The sequence below is a fragment of the Pseudodesulfovibrio sp. JC047 genome (assembly GCF_010468615.1).
Classification (GTDB): Bacteria; Desulfobacterota; Desulfovibrionia; order Desulfovibrionales; family Desulfovibrionaceae; genus Pseudodesulfovibrio.
This window is the reverse complement of sequence record NZ_WUEH01000049.1, coordinates 1-1,209: the sequence shown is the minus strand read 5'-3', so window position 1 is coordinate 1,209 and position 1,209 is coordinate 1. Positions and strand designations below refer to the sequence as shown.

The 1,209-nt window shown below is 55.3% G+C and carries 2 protein-coding genes; both read right to left on the bottom strand.

Annotated elements, in window-relative coordinates:
• The coding region (locus tag GO013_RS16635) for a hypothetical protein (RefSeq protein ID WP_163813147.1) at window positions 1-881 on the bottom strand (881 nt) is incomplete at its 3' end.
• A 27-nt stretch (window positions 882-908) separates the two neighbouring features.
• Entirely contained in the window at window positions 909-1,055 is a 147-nt protein-coding gene (locus GO013_RS16630; RefSeq protein WP_163813145.1) for a hypothetical protein, read from the bottom strand.
• Window positions 1,056-1,209 lie beyond the last annotated feature (154 nt).

Genomic DNA, 1,209 nt, shown 5'->3' with positions numbered 1-1,209 from the left:
GCGGCCTTGCGTTCGGCATTGTGCCGCTCGGTCAAATCCGTCAGCACGTTCAAAACTTCGTCCTTGGACTCGGCCTCCAATGCTTGCTTGACGATGGCTTGCTCGTCCTCTGGCAGAGCCTTGAGTGCGCGGTAATCTTTCGCTCTGAATCCGATCTTTTCAGCGGATTCGTACAAGTCAGGGCCGAGGGTGTGGAGGTTCTGGGAAAGTTCGTAGCAACGAGTGTAAGACTTACCGAGTTTAACTTTGCAAAACTCATCCAAAGTTTCGACGTGTCGAATATTTCCAGACGCGTCGATGTAGGGGATGTTTTTGTAAGTCTTTGTTTTTTTGATGTTTTGAAAAGTTTGAGCGACGACGATATCTCCGACCGTCGAAAAAAAAGCGGCGGCCTCAATTCGGCCAAGTCCTTTGAACGCCGCCTCGGCGTCCATCACGGCCTGATCAACAGCGCTAGCGGTGTTCTGAGCCTCAAGGTCGCGCGATTCATGGGCAGTCGAGACTTCGGGAACCAGAGCGGGTTCATGCTTGCTGTTGGCAATTGCCCGGACAGCAATCTCGCACAGTTCGTCGTCCATGGGCGTCTCTCCAGTTTCCTGCTCCCGATTCATCGCGTCCTGCATGGCGGAGACGGCAAGAGCGCACAAGCGGCCCCTGTCCTTCTGATCAACGGCTGTGGAGGCTATGGCTTCCTGGATGGCCTCGGACGAAACGAGGTTCTTGGAAAATGCCGAGGCCGGTTCCTCGGCCTGATCCTTGATGTGGTCGCACAGGCCCGTGGGTCGGGTGCATTTGCCGGACTCTCCGGGGATCAGCTTTCCGGGGTTCGGGTTGGATTTGGACTCGTGGTATTCACAGCTGGCGCAAGTTCGTGTGGTCATGTGTATTTCCTCCTTGGGAAAGGCGGTTTATTGGTCCAGCTGGCTGATCCGCTTGGCGGTCAGGCGCGACGTGAAGGCTTTGCCGTTATCTTTGACGAGCAACTTGGGGATGTCGGGCATGACGGGGCGCTGTGAGTTACGATGCTTCCGGGACGGAGAGGTGTTAGTTTTCATCCTCGTCCTCCTCATGCCGTGCTATGACTTCCAGCACTTCCGTGCAGAGTTCATTGCCTTTGACCACGGCCATAACCGCAATGGGATTGTCGTTGCCATCGCTCAAGGTGCAGCTGACTTCTCCCAATTCCACCAGTTCTCCGAATGTCATTCC

Excerpts from the sequence above, each read along its gene's own strand:
- GO013_RS16630 (WP_163813145.1), bottom strand. The coding sequence starts at position 1,055 with ATGAAAACTAACACCTCTCCGTCCCGGAAGCATCGTAACTCACAGCGC.